24 protein-coding genes and 1 tRNA gene are annotated in these 19,085 nt (G+C 51.4%); 20 read left to right on the top strand and 5 right to left on the bottom strand.

What is annotated here, in order from left to right; translation table 11 throughout:
• Positions 1-3 precede the first annotated feature (3 nt).
• From rpsE to B2Y11_RS07430, 13 genes are all read left to right on the top strand, one after another.
• Positions 4-504, top strand: coding sequence for a 30S ribosomal protein S5 (rpsE, locus tag B2Y11_RS07490; protein WP_291057842.1), 501 nt, complete (start codon positions 4-6; stop codon positions 502-504).
• 11 nt (positions 505-515) lie between these two features.
• Complete coding sequence (rpmD, locus tag B2Y11_RS07485; RefSeq protein ID WP_291057841.1) at positions 516-695, top strand: 50S ribosomal protein L30; 180 nt, start codon at positions 516-518, stop codon at positions 693-695.
• Positions 696-713: 18 nt separating this feature from the next.
• The gene (gene rplO, locus B2Y11_RS07480; RefSeq protein ID WP_291057840.1) at positions 714-1,154 is read left to right on the top strand and encodes a 50S ribosomal protein L15; all 441 of its coding nucleotides are present in this window, start codon (positions 714-716) and stop codon (positions 1,152-1,154) included.
• A 1-nt stretch (position 1,155) separates the two neighbouring features.
• Complete coding sequence (gene secY / locus B2Y11_RS07475) at positions 1,156-2,418, top strand: preprotein translocase subunit SecY (protein WP_291057839.1); 1,263 nt, start codon at positions 1,156-1,158, stop codon at positions 2,416-2,418.
• 26 nt (positions 2,419-2,444) lie between these two features.
• On the top strand, positions 2,445-3,098 hold the full coding sequence (locus B2Y11_RS07470; protein ID WP_291057838.1) for an adenylate kinase: 654 nt from the start codon (positions 2,445-2,447) through the stop codon (positions 3,096-3,098).
• On the top strand, positions 3,095-3,847 hold the full coding sequence (gene map / locus B2Y11_RS07465) for a type I methionyl aminopeptidase (protein ID WP_291057837.1): 753 nt from the start codon (positions 3,095-3,097) through the stop codon (positions 3,845-3,847). The genes B2Y11_RS07470 and map overlap by 4 nt, the downstream gene beginning before the upstream one ends.
• A gap of 43 nt (positions 3,848-3,890) precedes the next feature.
• Positions 3,891-4,112 (top strand): translation initiation factor IF-1, encoded by a 222-nt coding sequence (gene infA / locus B2Y11_RS07460; RefSeq protein WP_008859824.1) that lies wholly within the window; start codon positions 3,891-3,893, stop codon positions 4,110-4,112.
• Positions 4,113-4,128: 16 nt separating this feature from the next.
• Positions 4,129-4,242 carry a 50S ribosomal protein L36 gene (gene rpmJ, locus B2Y11_RS07455; protein ID WP_008859825.1) on the top strand — a complete coding sequence of 38 codons (114 nt, stop codon included), beginning with the start codon at positions 4,129-4,131 and terminating at the stop codon, positions 4,240-4,242.
• Positions 4,243-4,264: 22 nt separating this feature from the next.
• The gene (gene rpsM / locus B2Y11_RS07450; protein ID WP_291057835.1) at positions 4,265-4,642 is read left to right on the top strand and encodes a 30S ribosomal protein S13; all 378 of its coding nucleotides are present in this window, start codon (positions 4,265-4,267) and stop codon (positions 4,640-4,642) included.
• An 18-nt stretch (positions 4,643-4,660) separates the two neighbouring features.
• On the top strand, positions 4,661-5,050 hold the full coding sequence (gene rpsK / locus B2Y11_RS07445) for a 30S ribosomal protein S11 (protein ID WP_008859827.1): 390 nt from the start codon (positions 4,661-4,663) through the stop codon (positions 5,048-5,050).
• Between the two features lie 60 nt (positions 5,051-5,110).
• Positions 5,111-6,103 carry a DNA-directed RNA polymerase subunit alpha gene (locus B2Y11_RS07440; protein WP_291057830.1) on the top strand — a complete coding sequence of 331 codons (993 nt, stop codon included), beginning with the start codon at positions 5,111-5,113 and terminating at the stop codon, positions 6,101-6,103.
• Positions 6,104-6,124: 21 nt separating this feature from the next.
• Positions 6,125-6,466, top strand: a complete 342-nt coding sequence (gene rplQ, locus B2Y11_RS07435; RefSeq protein WP_291057828.1) for a 50S ribosomal protein L17 — start codon at positions 6,125-6,127, stop codon at positions 6,464-6,466.
• 149 nt (positions 6,467-6,615) lie between these two features.
• Entirely contained in the window at positions 6,616-7,563 is a 948-nt protein-coding gene (locus B2Y11_RS07430) for a DUF805 domain-containing protein (RefSeq protein WP_291057826.1), read from the top strand.
• A gap of 498 nt (positions 7,564-8,061) precedes the next feature.
• Here the strand turns inward: B2Y11_RS07430 and B2Y11_RS07425 are convergent.
• Together B2Y11_RS07425 and B2Y11_RS07420 are read right to left on the bottom strand one after the other, a co-directional pair.
• Positions 8,062-8,137 (bottom strand) — tRNA-Cys (locus B2Y11_RS07425).
• A gap of 105 nt (positions 8,138-8,242) precedes the next feature.
• The gene (locus B2Y11_RS07420; protein WP_291057824.1) at positions 8,243-9,685 is read right to left on the bottom strand and encodes an ArnT family glycosyltransferase; all 1,443 of its coding nucleotides are present in this window, start codon (positions 9,683-9,685) and stop codon (positions 8,243-8,245) included.
• 559 nt (positions 9,686-10,244) lie between these two features.
• Here B2Y11_RS07420 and B2Y11_RS07415 point away from each other — a divergent pair.
• The 6 genes from B2Y11_RS07415 (at position 10,245) to B2Y11_RS07390 (ending at position 15,781) form a co-directional block, all read left to right on the top strand.
• On the top strand, positions 10,245-11,741 hold the full coding sequence (locus B2Y11_RS07415; protein WP_291057822.1) for a sensor histidine kinase: 1,497 nt from the start codon (positions 10,245-10,247) through the stop codon (positions 11,739-11,741).
• Positions 11,710-12,399 (top strand): response regulator transcription factor, encoded by a 690-nt coding sequence (locus tag B2Y11_RS07410; RefSeq protein WP_291057820.1) that lies wholly within the window; start codon positions 11,710-11,712, stop codon positions 12,397-12,399. The genes B2Y11_RS07415 and B2Y11_RS07410 overlap by 32 nt, the downstream gene beginning before the upstream one ends.
• A 149-nt stretch (positions 12,400-12,548) precedes the next feature.
• Positions 12,549-12,701 carry a hypothetical protein gene (locus B2Y11_RS07405; RefSeq protein ID WP_008859835.1) on the top strand — a complete coding sequence of 51 codons (153 nt, stop codon included), beginning with the start codon at positions 12,549-12,551 and terminating at the stop codon, positions 12,699-12,701.
• A 125-nt stretch (positions 12,702-12,826) separates the two neighbouring features.
• Positions 12,827-13,747, top strand: a complete 921-nt coding sequence (locus B2Y11_RS07400) for a LysR family transcriptional regulator (RefSeq protein ID WP_291057818.1) — start codon at positions 12,827-12,829, stop codon at positions 13,745-13,747.
• Between the two features lie 73 nt (positions 13,748-13,820).
• Complete coding sequence (locus B2Y11_RS07395; protein WP_291057816.1) at positions 13,821-14,792, top strand: AEC family transporter; 972 nt, start codon at positions 13,821-13,823, stop codon at positions 14,790-14,792.
• 8 nt (positions 14,793-14,800) lie between these two features.
• Positions 14,801-15,781: an AEC family transporter gene (locus tag B2Y11_RS07390; RefSeq protein WP_291057815.1), complete on the top strand. Its 981-nt coding sequence runs from the start codon at positions 14,801-14,803 to the stop codon at positions 15,779-15,781.
• 160 nt (positions 15,782-15,941) lie between these two features.
• On the opposite strand, the gene B2Y11_RS07385 is transcribed toward B2Y11_RS07390, so the two are convergent.
• A complete protein-coding gene (locus B2Y11_RS07385; RefSeq protein WP_291057813.1) occupies positions 15,942-16,496 on the bottom strand; it encodes an ECF transporter S component in 555 nt (184 codons plus the stop codon).
• 240 nt (positions 16,497-16,736) lie between these two features.
• Here B2Y11_RS07385 and B2Y11_RS07380 point away from each other — a divergent pair, with 240 nt between their 5' ends.
• Positions 16,737-17,822 (top strand): PLP-dependent aminotransferase family protein, encoded by a 1,086-nt coding sequence (locus tag B2Y11_RS07380; RefSeq protein WP_291057812.1) that lies wholly within the window; start codon positions 16,737-16,739, stop codon positions 17,820-17,822.
• Between the two features lie 273 nt (positions 17,823-18,095).
• On the opposite strand, the gene B2Y11_RS07375 is transcribed toward B2Y11_RS07380, so the two are convergent.
• A complete protein-coding gene (locus B2Y11_RS07375; RefSeq protein ID WP_291057811.1) occupies positions 18,096-18,356 on the bottom strand; it encodes a TIGR03905 family TSCPD domain-containing protein in 261 nt (86 codons plus the stop codon).
• A 21-nt stretch (positions 18,357-18,377) separates the two neighbouring features.
• On the bottom strand, positions 18,378-18,980 hold the full coding sequence (locus tag B2Y11_RS07370; protein ID WP_291057810.1) for a hypothetical protein: 603 nt from the start codon (positions 18,978-18,980) through the stop codon (positions 18,378-18,380).
• Positions 18,981-19,085: the final 105 nt, after the last annotated feature.

The raw sequence follows: 19,085 nt of genomic DNA, 5'->3' as shown, positions 1-19,085 counted from the left end.
CACATGCCAAGATTTGAAAAACAGGAATCCGACTTACAGGAAAACGTCGTTTTCATCAACCGCGTTGCTAAAGTCGTTAAAGGCGGCCGTCGTTTTTCCTTTGCTGCAGTTGTAGTAGTCGGTGATGGCAAGGGCAAAGTAGGCGCAGGCCTGGGCAAGGCAGCTGAAGTTCCTGAAGCTATCCGCAAGGGCGTTGAAGACGCTAAGAAAAATATGATTACCGTGGCTCTGAAAAACGGAACCATTCCTCATCCCATGCTGGGCATCTATGGTGCCGGCAAGGTCATTATGAAACCTGCTGCCGAAGGTACCGGTATCAAAGCCGGCGGCCCGGTTCGTGCCGTACTGGCTCTGGCAGGCATCCGTAACATTCTGACCAAATCCCTCGGTTCTTCTAACCCCATCAACATGGTTAGAGCTACTATGGACGGTCTCTCCAAGCTTGAAAATGCAGAAACTGTTGCAGCACTCCGCGGAAAGAGCCTGGACGAAATTTACAACTAAGGGGGCCCCTCATGAAAGTTATTATTACACTGAAAAAAAGCGTGATTGGCTCCAGACCGGAACATATCGCTACTATTAAGGCACTTGGCCTTCACAAGACCAATTCCTCTGTAGAAAAAGAACTTACCCCCCAGATTAAAGGCATGATTCACTCTGTCCAGCATCTGGTTGAATGCAAAGAAGCAGAATAATAAGAAGGAGGTGCACTGATGAAACTGCATGAACTGAAACCGGCTGAAGGCTCCACAAGAGTACGTCGTCGCGTAGGCAGAGGCCTCGGAAGCGGCATGGGCAAACAGGCTACCCGCGGTGCGAAAGGCCAGAACGCCAGAACAGGCGGCGGCGTCCGTCCGGGATTTGAAGGCGGCCAGATGCCTCTGTACCGTCGTCTTCCAAAGCGCGGTTTTAAAAATGTATTAGCTAAAGAATACGCTGAAATCAACGTGGAACAGCTGAATCGTTTCGATGACAACGCTGTTGTTGATCCGGCAGCCCTCGTTGAAGCAGGTGTTCTGAAGAACGTTCTCGATGGTGTACGTGTACTGGGAAACGGTGAACTGTCCAAGGCTCTGACCGTAAGAGCACAGGGCTTCACCAAGACCGCTCAGCAGAAAATCGAAGCAGCAGGTGGAAAAGTAGAGGTGATCTGATATGGGATCTACTTTGGCAAACTTTTTTGCAAATAAAGAACTCAAAGATCGCATTCTTTTCACTTTCCTGATGTTCGTCATCTTCCGTCTCGGGGTACATATCCCCGTGCCGGGGGTTGATTCATCGGTGATTGAGAGCCTTTTCACATCGGGCAACCTCTTCGGGTTCCTGGACCTCTTCGCCGGCGGGGCACTCAGCAAGTTCTCCATCTTTGCCATGAGTATTACCCCCTACATCAACTCATCCATCATTATGCAGCTCCTCACCGCTGTCATCCCCACCCTGGAAGAATGGAGAAAAGACGGCGCAGAAGGATACAAGAAAATCCAGAAAGTAACAAGATACTTCACCATTTTCCTGGCAGCTGTGCAGGCATTCGGCATGACCTATGCCCTGCGTATCAACAATGCCCTTGTTGATAACAGCTGGCTGTATTTCTTTTTTGTTATCGTTGTCCTCACAGCAGGCACCTGCCTCCTCATGTGGATCGGCGATAAGATTACGGAACATGGTATCGGCAACGGTATTTCCCTTATCATCTTCTGCGGTATCGTAGCCCGCTTCCCGCAGGCTATTTCCACCGTGGTGGATTACCTCAAGGTCGGCACCATTTCCCCCTTCCAGCTTCTCCTGTTCCTGGTCATCGCCCTTGCCATGATCCTCATGGTCATCGAAGTGAATGAAGGACAGAGAAGAATTCCTATCCAGTATGCCAAGCGTGTGGTCGGACGCAGAATGTATGGCGGCCATTCCACCTACCTGCCGCTGAAGGTGAACCAGGCCGGTGTCATCCCCATCATCTTCGCATCCTCCATTCTCATGCTTCCCATTACCCTGGCACAGTTCATCCACGTAGGCTGGATCCAGTCCGTTGGTAATTTCTTTGGATGGGGCACCTGGCCGAATACCATCTGCTACGGTTTCCTCATTTTTATCTTCACCTATTTCTATACCGCCATTTCCGTGAATATCAAGGACCTGGCAGATAATATGAAGAAATACGGCGGCTTCATCCCCGGCATCCGCCCCGGACAACCCACCATGATGTATGTAGATAAGGTATTGTCCAGAATCACACTGACCGGCGCCGTTTTCCTGGCATTCATTGCAATCCTTCCGAACTTCATCGGAAACATCACCGGCATCCAGGGCGTGTACTTCGGTGGTACATCCCTCCTCATTATCGTCGGCGTTGCACTGGACACCATGAGACAGGCACAGTCTTATATGGTTACAAGAAACTATCAGGGCTTTATTAAATAAGGCTTTTGTACAATAAGGAGCAGGATATGTATATCTTATTAATGGGACCTCCCGGCGCCGGCAAAGGCACCCAGGCAGAAAAGCTCATTCGTGATTACGGCATCCCCCAGATTGCAACCGGCGACATGTTCCGCGCGGCTGTGAAATCGGGAACTGCTCTCGGCAAGGAAGCTAAAAGCTATATGGACAAGGGAGCCCTTGTTCCGGATAGTGTAACTGTGGGCATCGTAAAGGAAAGACTGGCCCAGGACGACTGCAAAAAGGGATGGATCCTCGACGGATTCCCCCGCACCACCGCCCAGGCCTCTGCCCTGGATGCCATTCTGCATGAACTGGGCATCCAGCTTACTGCTGTCATCGGCATCAAAGCCAATCGTGATGACATCATCAAGAGAGTAAGCGGAAGACTGGTATGCAAGAAATGCGGAGCTTCCTTCCACAAAGAATTCCGTCCCCCGAAGCAGGCAGGCGTATGCGACAACTGCGGCGGTGAACTGTACCAGCGGGCTGATGATAATGAAAAGACCATCTCCCAGCGGCTTGACGTTTACGAAACGTCCACCAAGCCCCTCATTGACTACTACAAAGTCAGCGGCCGGTACTATGAAATCGACGGAGACCAGTCCATGGACAAGGTGTACGCTGATATCCAGGACGCTTTAAAGAAGGCTTCTAAATGATTATCATCCATACACCGGAAGAAATAGAGAAAATCGCCGCAGCCAGCCGTCTGACTGCGGAAACCCTCTCTATGCTGGAAAAAGCAGTGAAGCCAGGCATGAGCACTCTTGACCTCGACCATCTGGCAGAAAAATTTATCAGGGACAGAGGCGGCATTCCCGCCGAGAAGGGATACGAAGGCTATCCCGGATCCATCTGTGCGTCGGTAAATGACACTGTAGTCCACGGAATTCCTTCAGCAAGAAAAATTTTAAAAAAAGGTGATATCATTTCTATCGATCTTGTGGTAGAATTAAATGGTTACATGGGTGATTCCTGTATCACCGTACCGGTAGGCCATACCAACAAGAAGAATATGCAGCTGATCAAGGCTACGGAAGGCGCACTTTTTGCCGGCATCAAGCAGGCAGTGGTGGGCAACACCGTAGGCGACATCGGTCATGCCGTGGAAAGCTATGTGAAACCATACGGCTACGGCGTTCTTCGGGAATATGTAGGCCATGGCATCGGGACGGACATGCACGAAGATCCGGAAATTCCGAATTACGGAACGCCAGGTCATGGGCCGCGTCTTGAAGAAGGCATGGTTATCTGCATCGAACCTATGATTACCATGGGAAGTGCTGATATCATTTCTCTTCGTGATGGCTGGAGTGTAGTGACTGCTGACGGGAAACCGTCCGCCCACATTGAGCACACCATCGCCATTACCAAAGATGGTCCCAAAATTCTGACGCTGCGCGACTGATATCGTACCAGCGGACAGTATATGTAAGCCAAAGGAGGCTCTCATGAGCAAGGCAGACGTTATTGAAGTGGAAGGCAAAGTAGTAGAAAAGCTTCCAAACGCCATGTTCCGTGTCAAACTGGAAAACGGCGGCCATATTGTGCTGGCTACTATTTCCGGCAAAATGAGGATGAATTTCATCCGTATACTGCCCGGGGATAAGGTGACAGTGGAATTGACGCCCTACGATTTAGAGCACGGCAGGATTACCTATCGTTACAAGTAAGTAAGGAGGAACCAAGATGAAGGTCAGACCGTCCGTCAAAAAGATGTGTGACAAGTGCAAGATCATCAAACGCAAAGGCCGTGTAATGGTCATTTGTGAAAATCCGAAGCATAAGCAGAGACAAGGTTAATTAAAAGGAGGTTAAAGAGTAGATGGCACGTATAGCTGGTGTAGACTTACCAAGAGATAAGCGCGTTGAGATCGGCTTAACTTATATTTATGGAATTGGCCCCACTCTTTCCAAAGAAATCTTAGACAAAGCAGGAATCAATCCTGATATCCGTGTGAGAGATCTCACAGAAGATGACGTTGCAAAAATCCGCAACGTTCTGGCTGACTACAAAGTCGAAGGTGATCTCCGTAGAGAAGAATCCCTCAACATTAAGCGCCTGGTAGAAATCGGTTCCTACAGAGGCAGACGTCATCGTGAAGGCCTGCCGGTACGCGGACAGAGAACAAAAACCAATGCCCGTACACGCAAGGGTCCGAAGAAGACCATTGCAGGCAAGAAGACTGCAACCAAGAAGTAATGTTGAAGGAGGGATATAATGGCTACGGTAAAAAGTAAAGCAAAAAGAAAAGAAAGAAAACATGTAGAATCCGGTGCAGCTCATATTCGTTCTACTTTCAACAACACGATTGTAACGATTACTGACTCCAACGGCAACACCATTGCCTGGGCATCTGCCGGCGGACTCGGATTCAAAGGCTCCCGTAAGAGCACACCATTCGCAGCACAGATGGCAGCTGAACAGGCTGCTAAAGTGGCTATTGACCAGGGCATGCGTTCCGCTGACGTATTCGTCAAGGGACCGGGTGCAGGCCGTGAAGCCGCAATCCGTGCACTGCAGGCAGCAGGCATTGAAGTCAGCAGCATTAAGGACGTCACCCCGATTCCTCATAACGGCTGCCGTCCTCCGAAACGCAGAAGAGTATAATTAAGGTATATCCTTTCTGTTTCATTTTGGCGCCGCAAGGCGCAGAAGGAGGACTTTCGGATGATCGAAAATACTAGCTTCACAATTAAGACTGTGGAACTCAGCGATGACAAGCGTCATGGCAAATTCGAATGCGAACCACTCGAAAGAGGCTATGGCATCACCCTGGGCAACAGTTTACGACGCGTGTTGCTTTCATCTTTAGACGGTGTGGCTATTACGTCTATCAAAATCGACGGCGTGCTTCATGAATTTTCTACTATCAACGGCGTCAGAGAAGATGTAACAGATATGATTCTGAACCTGAAGAAGATCCGTTTCATCGCCCATGACGAAGCGACCTTCCCCATCACCGTTCGGATCGATATCACTAAAGAGGGTATTTTCCATGCCGGTGACATGGTTTTACCGGCTGAAATAGATGTTCTCAACAAAGATCTGGCCATCTGCACCCTGGATTCCGATGCCCATCTGGGCATGGAAATGACCATTAACCGTGGACATGGCTATGTACCTTTCACAAAGAACAAGAGAGAGGAAGACGTCATCGGCGTTATCCCCATCGACTCCATTTATTCTCCTGTCGTTAAATGCAATTACGAAGTCAGCGATACCAGAGTAGGCAACGAAATGGACTATGACAAGCTGACCCTGGAACTGGATACCGACGGCTCTGTCAATGCGGACGACGCAGTGGCAACAGCTGCCAACATCCTTATCAGCTGCTTTGAAAACTTCTGCAAAATCGGCATCAGCCAGCCCGGCACCGAAACCGCAGAAGGTGAAGCAGAAGAAGAAAGCCCCGCTCCTGCTCAGGATAAAGTCAATGAAGACGCAGTCCGCGCTCTTCCCATTGACGAACTGGAACTTTCTGTCCGTGCATTCAACTGCCTGAAGAGAGCCGAAATCAATACCATCGGCGAACTGACAGACAAGACAGAAGATGAATTGACCCGTGTACGCAACCTTGGTAAAAAATCAGTAGATGAAATCAAAGAAAAACTGGCAAACTTCCGGGATTACGGACTTCATCTCAAAGATTCCAAGGATTGATATAGTTATAGGAGGAAAGAAATGGCACGTAGTAGATTGAGAAGAGTCAGCGGCGCCCGCAAGGCCCTGCTGCGCAGTCTCGTAACCGCCCTTTTCCAGCATGGCCAGATTAAGACCACTGAGTCCAAGGCCAAGGAACTCCGCCATGTAGCTGACAAGATGATCTCCCTCGCTAAGAGAGGCGATCTCCATGCCCGCCGTCAGGCTGAAGGTTTCATCATGGACAAGGCTGTTACAAAGAAACTGTTTGATGAAATTGCAAAGAAATACACAGAACGCAACGGCGGCTATACCCGCATTGTGAAACTGGACGGCCGTCTCGGCGATAACGCTCCTGAAGTGATCATCGCCCTGGTTGACTGATTTCCTGTGTCATAAGAAAGAACCGGTGAATCCTCGCCGGTTCTTTTTTTATGAATGAAACGAAAAGCAGGGCCGCTTTTTTCTCCCTGCCTCTCATGGTACAATAAATAGAAACGGGGAAAATCCCTATTTCAAAGGAGCGAATCTACATGAACATGGATTTTGATATACCTGATATTACAGAAAACGCCGGCAAAGCAGCCATCGGCGGAAAACACAGGAAACCAAGAAGAGCGGGAAAAATCCGTCTCGGAGACAGCCTCAGAAGCATTTCCAAAGAATACACCGCCACCAGGGAAAAGAAGGACGAAGACAAGCACATCGAATTCTACTCCCTCTCTGAAGGAGAAGAGAAATTCTCCTTCTACGGAAAAGAAGTATCCATCATCGGCGTGTGCATCCGTAATAAGAAAACCGCCGCCATTTACATGGAACTGCCGGCGGGGGAAAGAGATGATTTCATCAAAGCCCTCTCCGAATCGGAAGGAAAGGGAGAAGACGCGGCAGGCATGACTATTTTTGCAGACACCGTCACCTCCATCTTCATCACGAAACCGGGCAAGGGGGAAAAGGTGGTTACCATCGCCCTTATGGACAGTGAAGAAGCTAAAGTGCTTTCTGACAACGAAGCCATTGAAAAGGAAGCGGAAGAAGCGTCCAAAGGGGTGGGTCATAAAATCTTCCAGACCTACTTCAATCCCGTAGGCCGCATGAGCCGCCGCTCCTATATCCCCAAAATGCTGGGCGCCGCCATCCCCGCCGCCATCCTCTTCGGATTCACCTGCTTTCGACCGGAACTCTTTGTGGGGGACCTCAATGTGTACATCTTCACCTTCCTGGTGGTAGGCACTCTCTGCTTCATCTCCCTCATCAGCCTGGCCATGCGCCGCCTTTCGGACATCGGCCTCTCCCATCTCTACTACTGGGTATTCTTCCTCCTCCTCTTTGCCATCAACCAGATGGGCGGCCAGTTCCTGGGAAGCCAGCTCACCGCCACCAGGGTGGTAGCGGTCATCTTCATGGCAGCAGTTGTGCTCCTTGCCTTCTTCCCCGGAGAGAACAAAAAGAACAAGTACGGCCCCGTGCCGAAGGAGTGAGAAAACCGCTATCGGCTGTCGGCTATCGGCTATCGGCTTTCCGCCTTCCGGCTGGTATTTATCAGCGATGAGGTACTATCGGCATGTACCAAGATTCTTCGCCTGCGGCTCAGAATGACGTGACGGGCTGGAAGGTAAGTGAAGAGTAAAGTCCCCCCACCGGGGGAAAGGTGGGGCGCAGCACCAAAAGGGGTGCATTTCCAACGGGCGCAGCCCGGTTGTTCGGTTTTTAGTGCCGCCTTCGGCGGCAATTAACACCCTCTGACCCCTCTGAACCCTTTGAACCCTGCCACGCAGTGGCTCAAAGGGCGATACCACAACCCTCAGCGCCATAGGCGCTGTCAAACCTAAGAACCTTAAGAGCCCACGGGGCCAAAGGCCCCGTCCCCCCTTTCCCTTTGAACCCTTTGAACCTTCTGAATCCTCTGAACCCGGGCCGCCCTGCGGCCCTTATACACATCAAAAAAGCTCCTGGATTTCCAGGAGCTTTTATATTGCTGGAGGCGGTGCCCGGAGTTGAACACGGGGATAAGGGCCTTGCAGGGCCCACGCCTTAGCGCTTGGCTACACCGCCATTTCGTTGACTGCTATAGTATATCGCTTTTCCTCGAAAAAGTAAAGGCAGTTATTTATGAGTCCGTTGCCGGTTATGAGGCATTTTATGAGATAAACGCATGATTTACCTCAGCCACAGGGTGTATTTACCGGGGACATTGATACGGGATGCCAAATCTTCTTTATTATAGGCAATGAGGAAGGGGGCTGAGCTGTTTTTACTTGTAATGAGAAGGGCGTCCGGATTATCCAGCAGTTTTTCTTCAGCCACGAAGGGCATGACGTTCTTCGCATTCCAGGAGAGGGTACCGGGTTCCATGGAAGCTATCTTATCGCCCGGTTCGGCGCGGTAGATGGTCTTTCCGCTGTAGAAGACGGCGGAGGTGCGGTAATCATGGAGAAAGGCAATGGTCTTATTGGAAGTGTCCATACGGGCCAGGGCTTCCCCGATTTCCTTGCCGGAACGGGAAAGCATGATGGAAGGAGCTGCGGCCACGGTAAGGACTGTGTATACCACGCCTAAGGCAAGGCCTGCCTTTTCTATGCGGAAATCATAATCCCTGTAAAGGCGGGCGGTGAGGATGGAAAGGGAGAAGAGGGCGGGGAAGGTGTAGGTGGTGTACTTGGTAGCCACCAGCTGGAAGAAAAGGAAAATTACGAAGGCGTAAATCACAAGAAGCTGGGTCATGTCGTCGGCGCTTCGAAGATCCAGTTTCCTTTCTTTCCAGCGGCGGAAAAGGGAGAAGGGGATAAAGAAGCTCCAGGGCGCAAAGCCGATGAAGTAAATCATAAGGTAGAAATACCATTTATTGTGGGAGGGGTGCTCGGAAACCGTGGCCCGGAGCACATTGTGCACTCCGATGAAGTTCAGAAGGAAATCTTTGCCGTGGAGATAGCACATGGTGCCGTACCAGGCGCCGGCTATCAGGATGAAAAGGACAAGGCCGGAAAGGAGGTGCACATGGGCCATTTCCTTCAGGTCTTTTTTATAGAGGAGAAAGAGCAGGCACGCAAGCCCGGGAAGGAGGATGCCGATGGGGCCCTTGGTGAGGGTGGCCAGGGCAGCAAAGAGATAGCAGAGGAAATAGTATTTCCTGTTTTCCGTATACCCCAGGTAGAAGAAAGCCACGGCGCCGCTCATGAAAAGGAAGAGGGTGGAGTCGGTAATGACGGCCTTGGAGAGAATCCAGCATTCCACCGAGGTGCCCAGGATGATGGCGGAGAGCCAGCCTGTCTTTTCCCCATAGGTGCGGCGAGCGAACCAATAAGTAAAGAGCACCGAGGCAGAGCCAAAGAGAGCGGCAGGCAGACGGGCAGCCATTTCGTTGAACCCGAAGAGGGTAAAGGACAGGGCCAGTTCCCAGTAATAAAAAATGGGTTTGTCGTACCAGAAGCAGCCGTAAATTCTGGGAGAAATCCAGTCGCCGGAAAGCACCATTTCCTTGGCAGTTAAAGCGTAATTGGACTCCGCTGTGTCCGTTATGGCCAAAAGCTGGTTTCCCGCCAGATACAGGAAAAGGGTAAAGAAGAGAAGCGTAAGATAAGGATGGTTTCGCAGTGTTTTCATAGATTCCTCCTGTAAGAATTCCTTATCCTTACTCTACAGGAACCATGTTAATGATTATGTATGGAAGGTTAAATAAAAAATAAACTGAAACCATGGCGGTTGCAGTTTGTTCCGGCTGTTTGTATGATAGGGCTGATAGGGCCGCAAAGGGGCCGGGCAGGCAGCTCCGTAATCTTCTGCGGCTTCCTTCCCGCCCACCGGTATTTATAGGCAAATGTCTCATTATCGGCACGTACTGGGATTCTTCGCCTGCGGCTCAGAATGACGTGACGGGCGGGAAGGTAAGTGGAGAGTAAAGTCCCCCCACCGGGGGGGAAGGTGGTGCGCAGCACCAAAAGTGGTGCATTTCCAACGGCGCAGCCCGGTTGTTCGGTTTTTAGTGCCGCCGATAGGCGGCATATATTCATTCATTGCCCGACAGGGCAATCCACAACCCTCGGGCCAAAGGCCCGTCAAACCTCCGAACCTTTTTCCACAACCTTTCCATACAACCCGCGAGCCCTTCGGGCCCGCCCCCCTTTTGAACCCTCTGAACACTTTTTATCATCCAGGTGATTCCATGACCATTCGAAAAAGTTTGATATTAAGCCATATTGCGGTATGCATTCTTCCTTTCCTCATGACATTTTTCGTGCTGGCTTCCGCCTTTGGAGGGCTGCTTCTTTATGCGGCCAGCGGGAATCATGTGATGGCGGAGAGCGGATTCCAGTTTAACGTGATTTCCCAGGTCATCCGCACCACCCTGTTTCACGGCCTCCGCCACAGGGAGCCTTTGGAGCGCTATGGCTGGGTGATGGAGATTACGGATCCCTTGTCCACCTATGTGGCGCTGGAGAAGGATGGAACCACTCTTTACCGTTATGGCAATGAGAAGGAAGGCCGGCAGGGGATAGAGAACCTTAAGGCAGAGGGGCTGCCGGCAAAGCTGGACGGCCGGGAGGGAAACAGCAGCTACAGCGTCACCGACGGCGATGATTACCGCTTTATGGAGAAGACTATCATTCATGACGAAATTTACCATCTCTATATCATGGCCCATCATCCGAAGTTCAGGAATGACGGGGCCATTGAAAAGGCGGCCCGGGCCGTGACCCGTTTCATCCTTGTGGTGCTCGGCATGTTTATCGTGGCTACCAGCTATTTCCTGTCCCGTTTCATTATCCGCCGCATTCTGGCTCCCCTGAAGGAGCTGGAGCGGGGGGCAGAGGAGGTGCGGAAGGGCAATCTGTCGGTCCATCTGGATTATGAAAGAAATGATGAGTTCAGCCCTGCCATAGAGACGTTCAATGTCATGGCCTGGCGGCTGAAGCGGTCGCTGGAGGAAAAGGAGGAGGACGAGCAAAAGAGGAAGGAGCTCATTGCGTCCATTTCCCATGATATACGTACGCCCCTTACGTCCATCAAGGCCTATGTGGAAGGGCTTCTGGACCATGTGGCTTCCACGCCGGCCATGCAGGAGCGGTATCTCCAGGTTATCCGCAGAAAGGCGGATGTACTGGAAAGGCTGGTGGAGCAGCAGCTGCTTCTGACGAAAATGGATATCGGGGAGAAGGCCCTTCCTACAGAATCGCTGGATTTATCCCGGGTGGTCAGTCAGTTCGTGGAGGAAAACCGGCTGAACTGGGGCAGGAATGGCGCCGATTTCCATATAGAAGCCAAAGAGGCGGTGAAGGTGGAGGGGAATCTTCTCCTTCTGGAACGGGTGGTGGAAAATCTGGTTTCCAACAGCATCCGCTACAAAACAGAGGAGAGGGTTCATATAGATATAGAGGTAAAGAAAAGGGGCGGCCTGGCCATCCTCACCCTGTCCGATGACGGCCCCGGTGTGCCGGAAGAAGCGCTGGGACGGCTCAAGGAGGCCTTCTTCCGTACTGATAAGGCCAGAAGCCGCACTGACAAAGGAAGCGGTCTGGGGCTTTCCATTGTGGCAAGGGCGGTGCATCTGATGAAGGGCAGGGTCACATTCAGCAGCAGGAAGCCTCACGGATTGAAGGTAGATATTGTATTACCACTGGAGGATATACATGAAAAAACGGATACTGATTGTGGAAGATGATGATGATATTGCATCCATCGAAAGGGATTATCTGGAAGTAGGAGGCTATGAGGTAAAGGTGGAGGAAAACGGCACTGCCGGTTTGACGGAAGCCCTCACCGGAGATTACGATCTGATCCTTCTGGATATCATGCTGCCCGGCGTGGACGGTTTTCAGATTGTAAGGAAACTTCGGGATAAAATCGATATTCCCATTATGATGGTCACTGCCAGAAGAAGCGACATCGATAAAATCAGGGGACTGGGGTTTGGTGCCGATGATTATATCGAAAAGCCCTTTTCTCCCGGTGTGCTGGTGGCCAGGGTGAAGTCCCAGCTGGCCCAGTATGAAAGGCTGAAAGGCACCGGGGAAAGAAGGAAGAAAATCAGCATTGGCGGCATTACACTGGAGCCTGATACCCACCGCATTTTCGTGAGGGGAGAGGAAAAGGTGCTGCCTAATAAGGAGTTCCAGCTTCTGGAGTTCCTCATGGTTCATGCGGATGTGGTGTTCAGCAGGGAGTCCCTGTATACCAGGATCTGGGGCATGGATTCTTTGGGAAATACGTCCACTGTGCCGGTACATATCAATCGTCTCAGGGAGGCGGTGGAGGAGGATCCTTCCGACCCGAAGCATATTCTGACCATCTGGGGCGTGGGGTATAAGTTTAAACCCTGAGGCGCCATGGCCTTTTGAGAACTAAAAAACAAGGGATGCTTGTAATAATTACATAAATCAACAGTTGGATATTGTGACCGGAAAATTCTATACTACCCATAGAGGAAAGATAAAGAGTTCCTAATGAGTATAGAAAGAAGGTCTTTCATATGAAAAAGAATCTGAGCAGAGAAATCATGGGTGCTGTGAATGAAATGGGTAAGGAAAGAGCCATTGTGCTCTGGTTTGCCCGCCGCAGAATGTATCGGGCTGATGAAATCTGCCATATCTGCGGCATTGATCTGGCTTTCCACCTGTGGTAACCATCTCGGCGGCAGGAAAAGACAGGGAAGTTCTTCTTCCCTGTTTTTCTGCTGTTTTCATTGAACAAATCCTGTTTCCTGCGGTATACTGTATGCAGTCAAATTGGACTGTAAATGGAGGGCCCATGAATTTTCAGAGTATTTCTTATTTCATCATGCTGGCCAGGGAGAAAAATTTCACCAGGGCGGCGGAGAAACTTCATATGACCCAGCAGGCTCTGTCGGCCAGTATTTCTTCACTGGAAAAGGAATGGGGCATGCCCTTTTTCCTTCGCCATGTGCCGTTGGAACTGACCAATGGCGGGCGGGTTTTCTATGAATATGCCCTTCGCCTGGCGGATGAGGAAGAAGAGCTGCGCCGTGCCCTTTCCGATGTGGCTGATAATCAGAGAGGCACTCTTCGTATCGGTACAGGATTTATGAGGGAGCGGGAAATCATGCCTGCCCTTTGCGCAGAATTTCGAAAGCTCTATCCGAAGGTGTCCTTTACGCTGGTGGAAAGCAGCAACACCGATCTGGAAAAGATGGTGCGGGAAGGAGACCTGGACCTGGCAGTGGCCCGTTTCGGCAAAGCGGTGGAAGGCATTGTGACAAGACCTTTCTATGAGGAACACATTGCTTTTCTGGTATCGAAGGAGCTGCTTTTCAGCTGCGGCTTTTCTGAGGATGATATAGAAAAGCTGGCCCATTCCCATCTGGAATCCATGGAATCACTCCGGTCCGTTCCCTTCGTCGTAACCAGCCGGGACAATGTGGCCGGAGAGGCGGCGGCCGGTTATCTGGACAGGGCTTCCTTCAAGCCGGAGATTGCTGCTTCTTCTGATAACATGGGGACCCTCATTGATTTAAGCATGAGGTCCGTGGGCGCTCTTTTCTGCCCGGCCAATATGATTCACTGGAATGCAGAGACAGCTTTCCGGGACATGGTGCGCATCGATCTTTGGGAAACGAAGTATACCATTTCCTTCGGCTGGAAACGAAAGAGTCCCGCCTGGTCCATCCGGGAAGCCTTCATGGAGTATGCGGTCCATTCCATTCGGTCATAACCGGCTCTTTTCCTGAACCGATTTTTACATAAAAATAAAACCAGGGATGCTTTGGCATCCATAAGGGGGTACCATGATTCTTTTTTCCATTCTGTGGAATGATATTCTTCCACTTTTCGTTTTCATCGGGGCAGGATGGTTTCTGGACAGCCGGTTTAAAATCGATATTTCCACCTACAGCCGTCTTACGGTGATGGTGGTGCTGCCGTGCTTCATTTTTTCCAGTATGTATCAGTACCAGGGCAGCGGGGCAGATATGGCGGTCATTCCGGCGGCCATCATCCTTCTGCTTTTGATGTACCTGCTTTCCGGCGTTTTTTCCAAATTTCTTCCCCTTTCCAGTGAAGAGCGGGATGAGTTCAAGGCGGTGTCCACTTTCTCCAACTCCGGTCACATCGGAGCGGCACTGGTGATGCTGATTTACAGCCATCCCCCCTTTGCGGAAGGAGGGGACCATCCTTTTCTGGCGGAGGCCATGGGCACCATGGCGGTGCTTATGATCCTCATGAATTTGGCGGTGAACGTATTCGGAGCCGCCCTCATTCGAAGCCGGGGCGCTTCCGCCAGTGAACTTTTCCGCTATCTTTTCCGGATGCCCGCCCTTTATGCGGCCATCCTGGCGGTGCTTGTCCGTATGGCAGGCATTCCTCTGGAACATAGTTTCCTGTGGCCGGTGCTGCAGCATTTCAACGGCGCTTTCATCGTCCTGATTACGGTAACCATAGGGCTTGAGCTCCACCGGAGCCGTTTGGCAATGCCAAAGGCGGCGGATTTCCTGTCCGGAGCGTTAAAGCTGCTCCTTGCCCCTTTCCTGGCTTTCTGCCTTACGATTGGATTTTCCGATTTCCTCAGCCCCGTGGCCAAGCAGGTGTTCTTCCTTTACGCCGCCATTCCTTCGTCCATGGCCCTTATCATTTACAGCGTGGAATATAAGAATCATCCGGAATTCGTCACCCAGTCCGTGCTCTTCAACACCGTGGCGGGAGCGGTGACGGTGACTGTCATGATTTATCTTTCCCGCATTCTTTTCCCTGTGGCCATGTAAGGAGGCATATGATGGCATTTTTACAGATTATTTCCGACAATATCCTGCCTCTTCTGGTGTTCGTGGCCATCGGCTACTTCCTGGACCGGCGCTACCATATGGATGTGGCGTCCCTCACCAAACTTACCTTCTATGTGGTGCTGCCCTGTTTCATTTTCTACAGCATTTATGTGGCCAAGCTGGATATGGCCATGCTTCACGTGTTCCTCCTGTCCTTTGCCCTCATGTTCATTCTGGGATTCATCGGCATGGCGGTGGGAAAGGTGAGGGGCTTTTCCACGGCCAAAACGGAGGCTTTCAAGAACGGTACCATGTTTTCCAATAATGGAAATATCGGTATCGCCCTGATTGCCCTGGTGTTTTCTAATTCGCCCTACATTGTGGATGGCAAGACCCCCTATCTGACCGTGGCCGGTGCGGCAGCCACCATGATGCTGGTGCAGATGAATATGTGCCTTAATACCCTGGGCCTTTACCAGGCGGGGAAGGGGCGGCTCAGCCCCCGGGATGCCCTGTCCGTGGTATTTCATATGCCTGTTATCTATACCCTGGTGGCGGTGTTTGCCATCAAGTATTCCGGCTTTGACATGACTGCCACCTTCCTCTGGCCTATTTTCCAGAACTGCGCCTCCGCCCTGGTGGCCATCGTCATGATTGCCCTGGGCATGCAGATTCACAGGAGCAGGATTTCCTTCGGTGATGTGGATGCCTGGCTGGGCTGCTTCGTGCGCCTTGTCATGGGGCCGCTGGTGGCATTCTGCCTCATCCACGCATGGCGCTTCATGGGCATTGCCTTTGACCCTGCAGTGAGCCAGACCATCCTCATCATGTCCTCCGTTCCGGCGGCAGTGAATTCCGTGCTTTACGCCGTGGAATTCCATAACTGCGAAGACTTTGCCACGGAACTGGTGATGATGAGCACATTCCTGTCCTGCATTACCATGACCACCACCATCTACCTGGCCCGTATCCTGTTCCCTATCCTGTAGATGGATATGAGGCGCAGTCACAGAGAAGTGAGTATGGTAACGCTGCTTTTATCATCATTGCACAAAGGGCAGTCCACCACCCTTTGAACCATAGGGCTTTTAAACCAACTAAAAAAAGGACTATGAAGAAATATGACATTTCTCCATAGTCTTTTTTATTTCAATACTTTCCATCAATCAGTTTCTTTACCTTTTCATCCAGCTTCAGTTTCCATACCAGGAAAGGGCCGCAGATGACGCCGAAAAGGGCCTGCAGGATTTCATAGGGGAGCTTGATCCAGGCATAGGCAGGAGTGCTGTACACATAGGCCCGGCCCAGGGAATAGCCTGTCACCATAATGACTGCGCCTACCAGTACTGCAGAAGCCACGCCCAGAAAACGGTTTCCCTTAAAGCAGTGATGGGCCATATAGGAAATCGCCATGGCCTGGAGCCCGTGGGTCACAAGGGATACGAACATGGGCAGGGGATAAAAGAAGAAATCCCCCAGGAAGGCACCGACGCCGCCTACCAGAAAGGCACCGGCCGGGTCAAGAATGAGGGCGGCGGTGACGATGATGATATCATTGAGATACAGATGGCCGCCGGGCACCGGCAGGCCGAAGGAAGACAGGGCCACGTTCATAGCCATAAAAAGACCGCAGATGGTGAGCCACCTTGTATTGTGCCGGCTGTGGACTGCCGGCAGAGGGTCTATGCAGTTTTCATGAATCATAATCAGCGCTCCTTTGCATTTCATTATGGTATGAATTATAATATGAAACTGAACTTATTGAAATCACCAGAAAGATTCAAAAAAACATAACCAGAAGACCGCTGGCCGCTATCAGCTATCCGCTGATCTCTGTCCCCCCTCTCCCACTATTCCCCTGTCCCCCTGTCCCACTAGAACACTGTCCCACTAGAACACTAGAACACTAGATCACTAGTTCACTAAGAAAGAAAGGAGCCGACCATGACCGGCTACATGAAACTTTACACAGCCCTTCGCGAAAAAATTACCGGCGGCGTTTACACCTCCGGCAGCAGGCTTCCCTCCAAGCGGCAGCTGGCCGATGAATCCGGATACAGCGTGATTACGGTGGAGCATGCCTATGAGCTTCTGACGGAGGAAGGATATGTGGAGCCAAGGGAGCGGAGCGGCTACTTTGTGATTTACAAGGAAAGGGATGCCTACCCTGTGTCCGAAGGGAGAAGGGAAAGACGGAGGGCGGCGGAGCCGGTGGCAGTGGAGCGGCGGGATGAAATGGAGCGGGATTTATTTCCTTTTTCCGCCTTTGCCAGAACCATGAGGAATGTGCTTTCCACCTACGGGGAGAAAATATTGAATCCTTCGCCCAACCAGGGCTGCCGGGAGCTTCGGGAGGCCCTGGCGTCCTACCTGTCCAGGAGCCGGGATATGCATGTACCGCCGGAAGGAATCATCATCGGATCCGGGGCGGAGTATCTCTATGGCCTCAATGTGCAGGTGCTGGGAAGGGACCGTGTATACGGGCTGGAAAATCCGTCCTATGAAAAAATCCGGAAGGTTTACGAGGCCAGCCAGGTGGAGGTGGAAATGCTTGCCATGGGGAAGGAGGGCATAGAGTCAAAGGAGCTGGCGAGGAGCCGGGCCTCCGTGCTCCATGTGACCCCCTTCAACAGCTTCCCCTCCGGTATTACTGCCAGCGCGTCCAAGCGGGCGGAGTATATCCGTTGGGCGGAGGGAAGGAAGGGATTCATCATTGAAGATGATTTTGACTCCGAATTCACCCTTCTGTCCAAACCCGAAGACACTCTCTTTTCCCTTGCGCCTTCAGGGTCGGTGATTTACATGAACAGCTTTTCCAAAACCATTGCCCCCTCCATCCGGGTGGGCTACCTGGTGCTGCCGGAACCTATGATTTCTCTTTACCGGGAAAAGGTGGGCTTCTATTCCTGCACCGTGCCGGTATTTGACCAGCTGGTGCTGGCGGAATTCATCGAAAGCGGACAGTTCGAGCGCCATATCAACCGGGTGAGAAGAAGAAGAAGGAAACTGGAAGCCTTGAGAAAGCACTGATTCCACTGTTTCCCTGACGAAAATGACCATGTAAAAAGGACTGTGAAAAATGGCAATCATTTTCACAGTCCTTTCCTATATTGTTTAGTGGGCTGGTGTACTAGTGTACTGGTGTACTGGTGGGCTGGTGGGCTGGTAAGTAGGTATTGCCGCCGCAGGCAGCTTTTATCATCATTGCCTGAAGGGCAATCCACACCTTCCACACCTTCCACACCTTCTGCACCCTCTGCACCCTCTGCATCCGCCCGCCTTTGGCGGGCCCGGCCCTTTCCCTTACCGTGTCCCGTCCAGTGCCTTATCCAGGGCATGGGCCAGCTGGTCGGCGCAGGAGGTGCCTTTTCCGGCACATTCATTGCCCCGAAGGATGTCAGCCGCTTCTTTGGCGCTTCTTCCTTCCAACAGCCTTGCGATGGCGGCAAGGTTTCCCGGGCAGCCGCCCTGGAATTTCAAATGGTGGATTTTCTTTTCATCGTCCAGGTCAAAGGTAATCTTTCTGGAACATACTCTTTCCGGTGTAAATTCGTAGCTTTTCATATTTTTATCCTTCCTTAGTCTCTATCCTTCCTTAGTTTCTTCCTTCATAAATTCCTTCAGGTGGTTCCTGTACAGGTGGAAGATACCGTATACATACTGCTGCTTTTTCATCAGGTTGTCATTGGCATACCAGTCTTTGATGAGCTTCCCTCCCACCAGCACGCTTCCGAAGGGGACCAGCAGGGCCACGCAGAGCATGCCTATGAGCTGCAGGGCATCCAGCCTTTTGGGGCTTTGAATCACGTCCTCCAGGGTGCAGAGGGCCTTCAGCTCTTTCAGGAAACGGTCATAGACCTGATGATCCTTCAGCGCCTTTTCCTCTACATAGAGAAAGGCATAGCGGCCGCTCCATCCATAGCGGATGCCGAATTTTTCAAACCGCACCGCCATATCCTCATGGAGCCACAGGCCCTGCGCCGGCCGTCCGATGAAGAGGACATGGACTTTGGGCATTACGGCATTGCGGTGCAGCCGCCACTGCTCTTCATTCATGGTGAGGATGCGAAGGTTGTTTTCGCTGAAGCCTCCGTCTCCCTTTTCTTCATCTTCCCGGATGAGGTGAAGGATTTCATTGGAAAGTCCGGCATCCGCTTTGGCAGATACAATCAATAAAGTCTGTTTCATAGGGAGCCGCTCCTTTCCTGCGGAAGAGTCATGGCTCTTCCTTCTTTTATTATCATATCACGGATACAGGGTGCTGGAAATATAGGGAAGCACTGATTCATTCAT

The organism is Dialister sp. UBA1703, assembly GCA_002320515.1.
Lineage (GTDB): Bacteria > Bacillota > Negativicutes > Veillonellales > Dialisteraceae > Dialister.
Note: the sequence above shows the minus strand (reverse complement) of the source record. Positions and strands in the feature narration are given on the sequence as shown.

What these genes read in the sequence shown, in the direction of transcription:
- B2Y11_RS07370 (WP_291057810.1), bottom strand. Translation starts at nt 18,980, where the DNA reads ATGAAACAGACTTTATTGATTGTATCTGCCAAAGCGGATGCCGGACTT.
- secY (WP_291057839.1), top strand. Translation starts at nt 1,156, where the DNA reads ATGGGATCTACTTTGGCAAACTTTTTTGCAAATAAAGAACTCAAAGAT.
- rplO (WP_291057840.1), top strand. Translation starts at nt 714, where the DNA reads ATGAAACTGCATGAACTGAAACCGGCTGAAGGCTCCACAAGAGTACGT.
- B2Y11_RS07395 (WP_291057816.1), top strand. Translation starts at nt 13,821, where the DNA reads ATGATTCTTTTTTCCATTCTGTGGAATGATATTCTTCCACTTTTCGTT.
- B2Y11_RS07405 (WP_008859835.1), top strand. Translation starts at nt 12,549, where the DNA reads ATGAAAAAGAATCTGAGCAGAGAAATCATGGGTGCTGTGAATGAAATG.
- rplQ (WP_291057828.1), top strand. Translation starts at nt 6,125, where the DNA reads ATGGCACGTAGTAGATTGAGAAGAGTCAGCGGCGCCCGCAAGGCCCTG.
- B2Y11_RS07375 (WP_291057811.1), bottom strand. Translation starts at nt 18,356, where the DNA reads ATGAAAAGCTACGAATTTACACCGGAAAGAGTATGTTCCAGAAAGATT.
- B2Y11_RS07430 (WP_291057826.1), top strand. Translation starts at nt 6,616, where the DNA reads ATGAACATGGATTTTGATATACCTGATATTACAGAAAACGCCGGCAAA.
- B2Y11_RS07380 (WP_291057812.1), top strand. Translation starts at nt 16,737, where the DNA reads ATGACCGGCTACATGAAACTTTACACAGCCCTTCGCGAAAAAATTACC.
- B2Y11_RS07400 (WP_291057818.1), top strand. Translation starts at nt 12,827, where the DNA reads ATGAATTTTCAGAGTATTTCTTATTTCATCATGCTGGCCAGGGAGAAA.
- rpmJ (WP_008859825.1), top strand. Translation starts at nt 4,129, where the DNA reads ATGAAGGTCAGACCGTCCGTCAAAAAGATGTGTGACAAGTGCAAGATC.
- B2Y11_RS07385 (WP_291057813.1), bottom strand. Translation starts at nt 16,496, where the DNA reads ATGATTCATGAAAACTGCATAGACCCTCTGCCGGCAGTCCACAGCCGG.
- B2Y11_RS07410 (WP_291057820.1), top strand. Translation starts at nt 11,710, where the DNA reads ATGAAAAAACGGATACTGATTGTGGAAGATGATGATGATATTGCATCC.
- infA (WP_008859824.1), top strand. Translation starts at nt 3,891, where the DNA reads ATGAGCAAGGCAGACGTTATTGAAGTGGAAGGCAAAGTAGTAGAAAAG.
- rpsK (WP_008859827.1), top strand. Translation starts at nt 4,661, where the DNA reads ATGGCTACGGTAAAAAGTAAAGCAAAAAGAAAAGAAAGAAAACATGTA.
- B2Y11_RS07390 (WP_291057815.1), top strand. Translation starts at nt 14,801, where the DNA reads ATGATGGCATTTTTACAGATTATTTCCGACAATATCCTGCCTCTTCTG.
- rpsE (WP_291057842.1), top strand. Translation starts at nt 4, where the DNA reads ATGCCAAGATTTGAAAAACAGGAATCCGACTTACAGGAAAACGTCGTT.
- B2Y11_RS07415 (WP_291057822.1), top strand. Translation starts at nt 10,245, where the DNA reads ATGACCATTCGAAAAAGTTTGATATTAAGCCATATTGCGGTATGCATT.
- B2Y11_RS07470 (WP_291057838.1), top strand. Translation starts at nt 2,445, where the DNA reads ATGTATATCTTATTAATGGGACCTCCCGGCGCCGGCAAAGGCACCCAG.
- B2Y11_RS07420 (WP_291057824.1), bottom strand. Translation starts at nt 9,685, where the DNA reads ATGAAAACACTGCGAAACCATCCTTATCTTACGCTTCTCTTCTTTACC.
- rpsM (WP_291057835.1), top strand. Translation starts at nt 4,265, where the DNA reads ATGGCACGTATAGCTGGTGTAGACTTACCAAGAGATAAGCGCGTTGAG.
- map (WP_291057837.1), top strand. Translation starts at nt 3,095, where the DNA reads ATGATTATCATCCATACACCGGAAGAAATAGAGAAAATCGCCGCAGCC.
- B2Y11_RS07440 (WP_291057830.1), top strand. Translation starts at nt 5,111, where the DNA reads ATGATCGAAAATACTAGCTTCACAATTAAGACTGTGGAACTCAGCGAT.
- rpmD (WP_291057841.1), top strand. Translation starts at nt 516, where the DNA reads ATGAAAGTTATTATTACACTGAAAAAAAGCGTGATTGGCTCCAGACCG.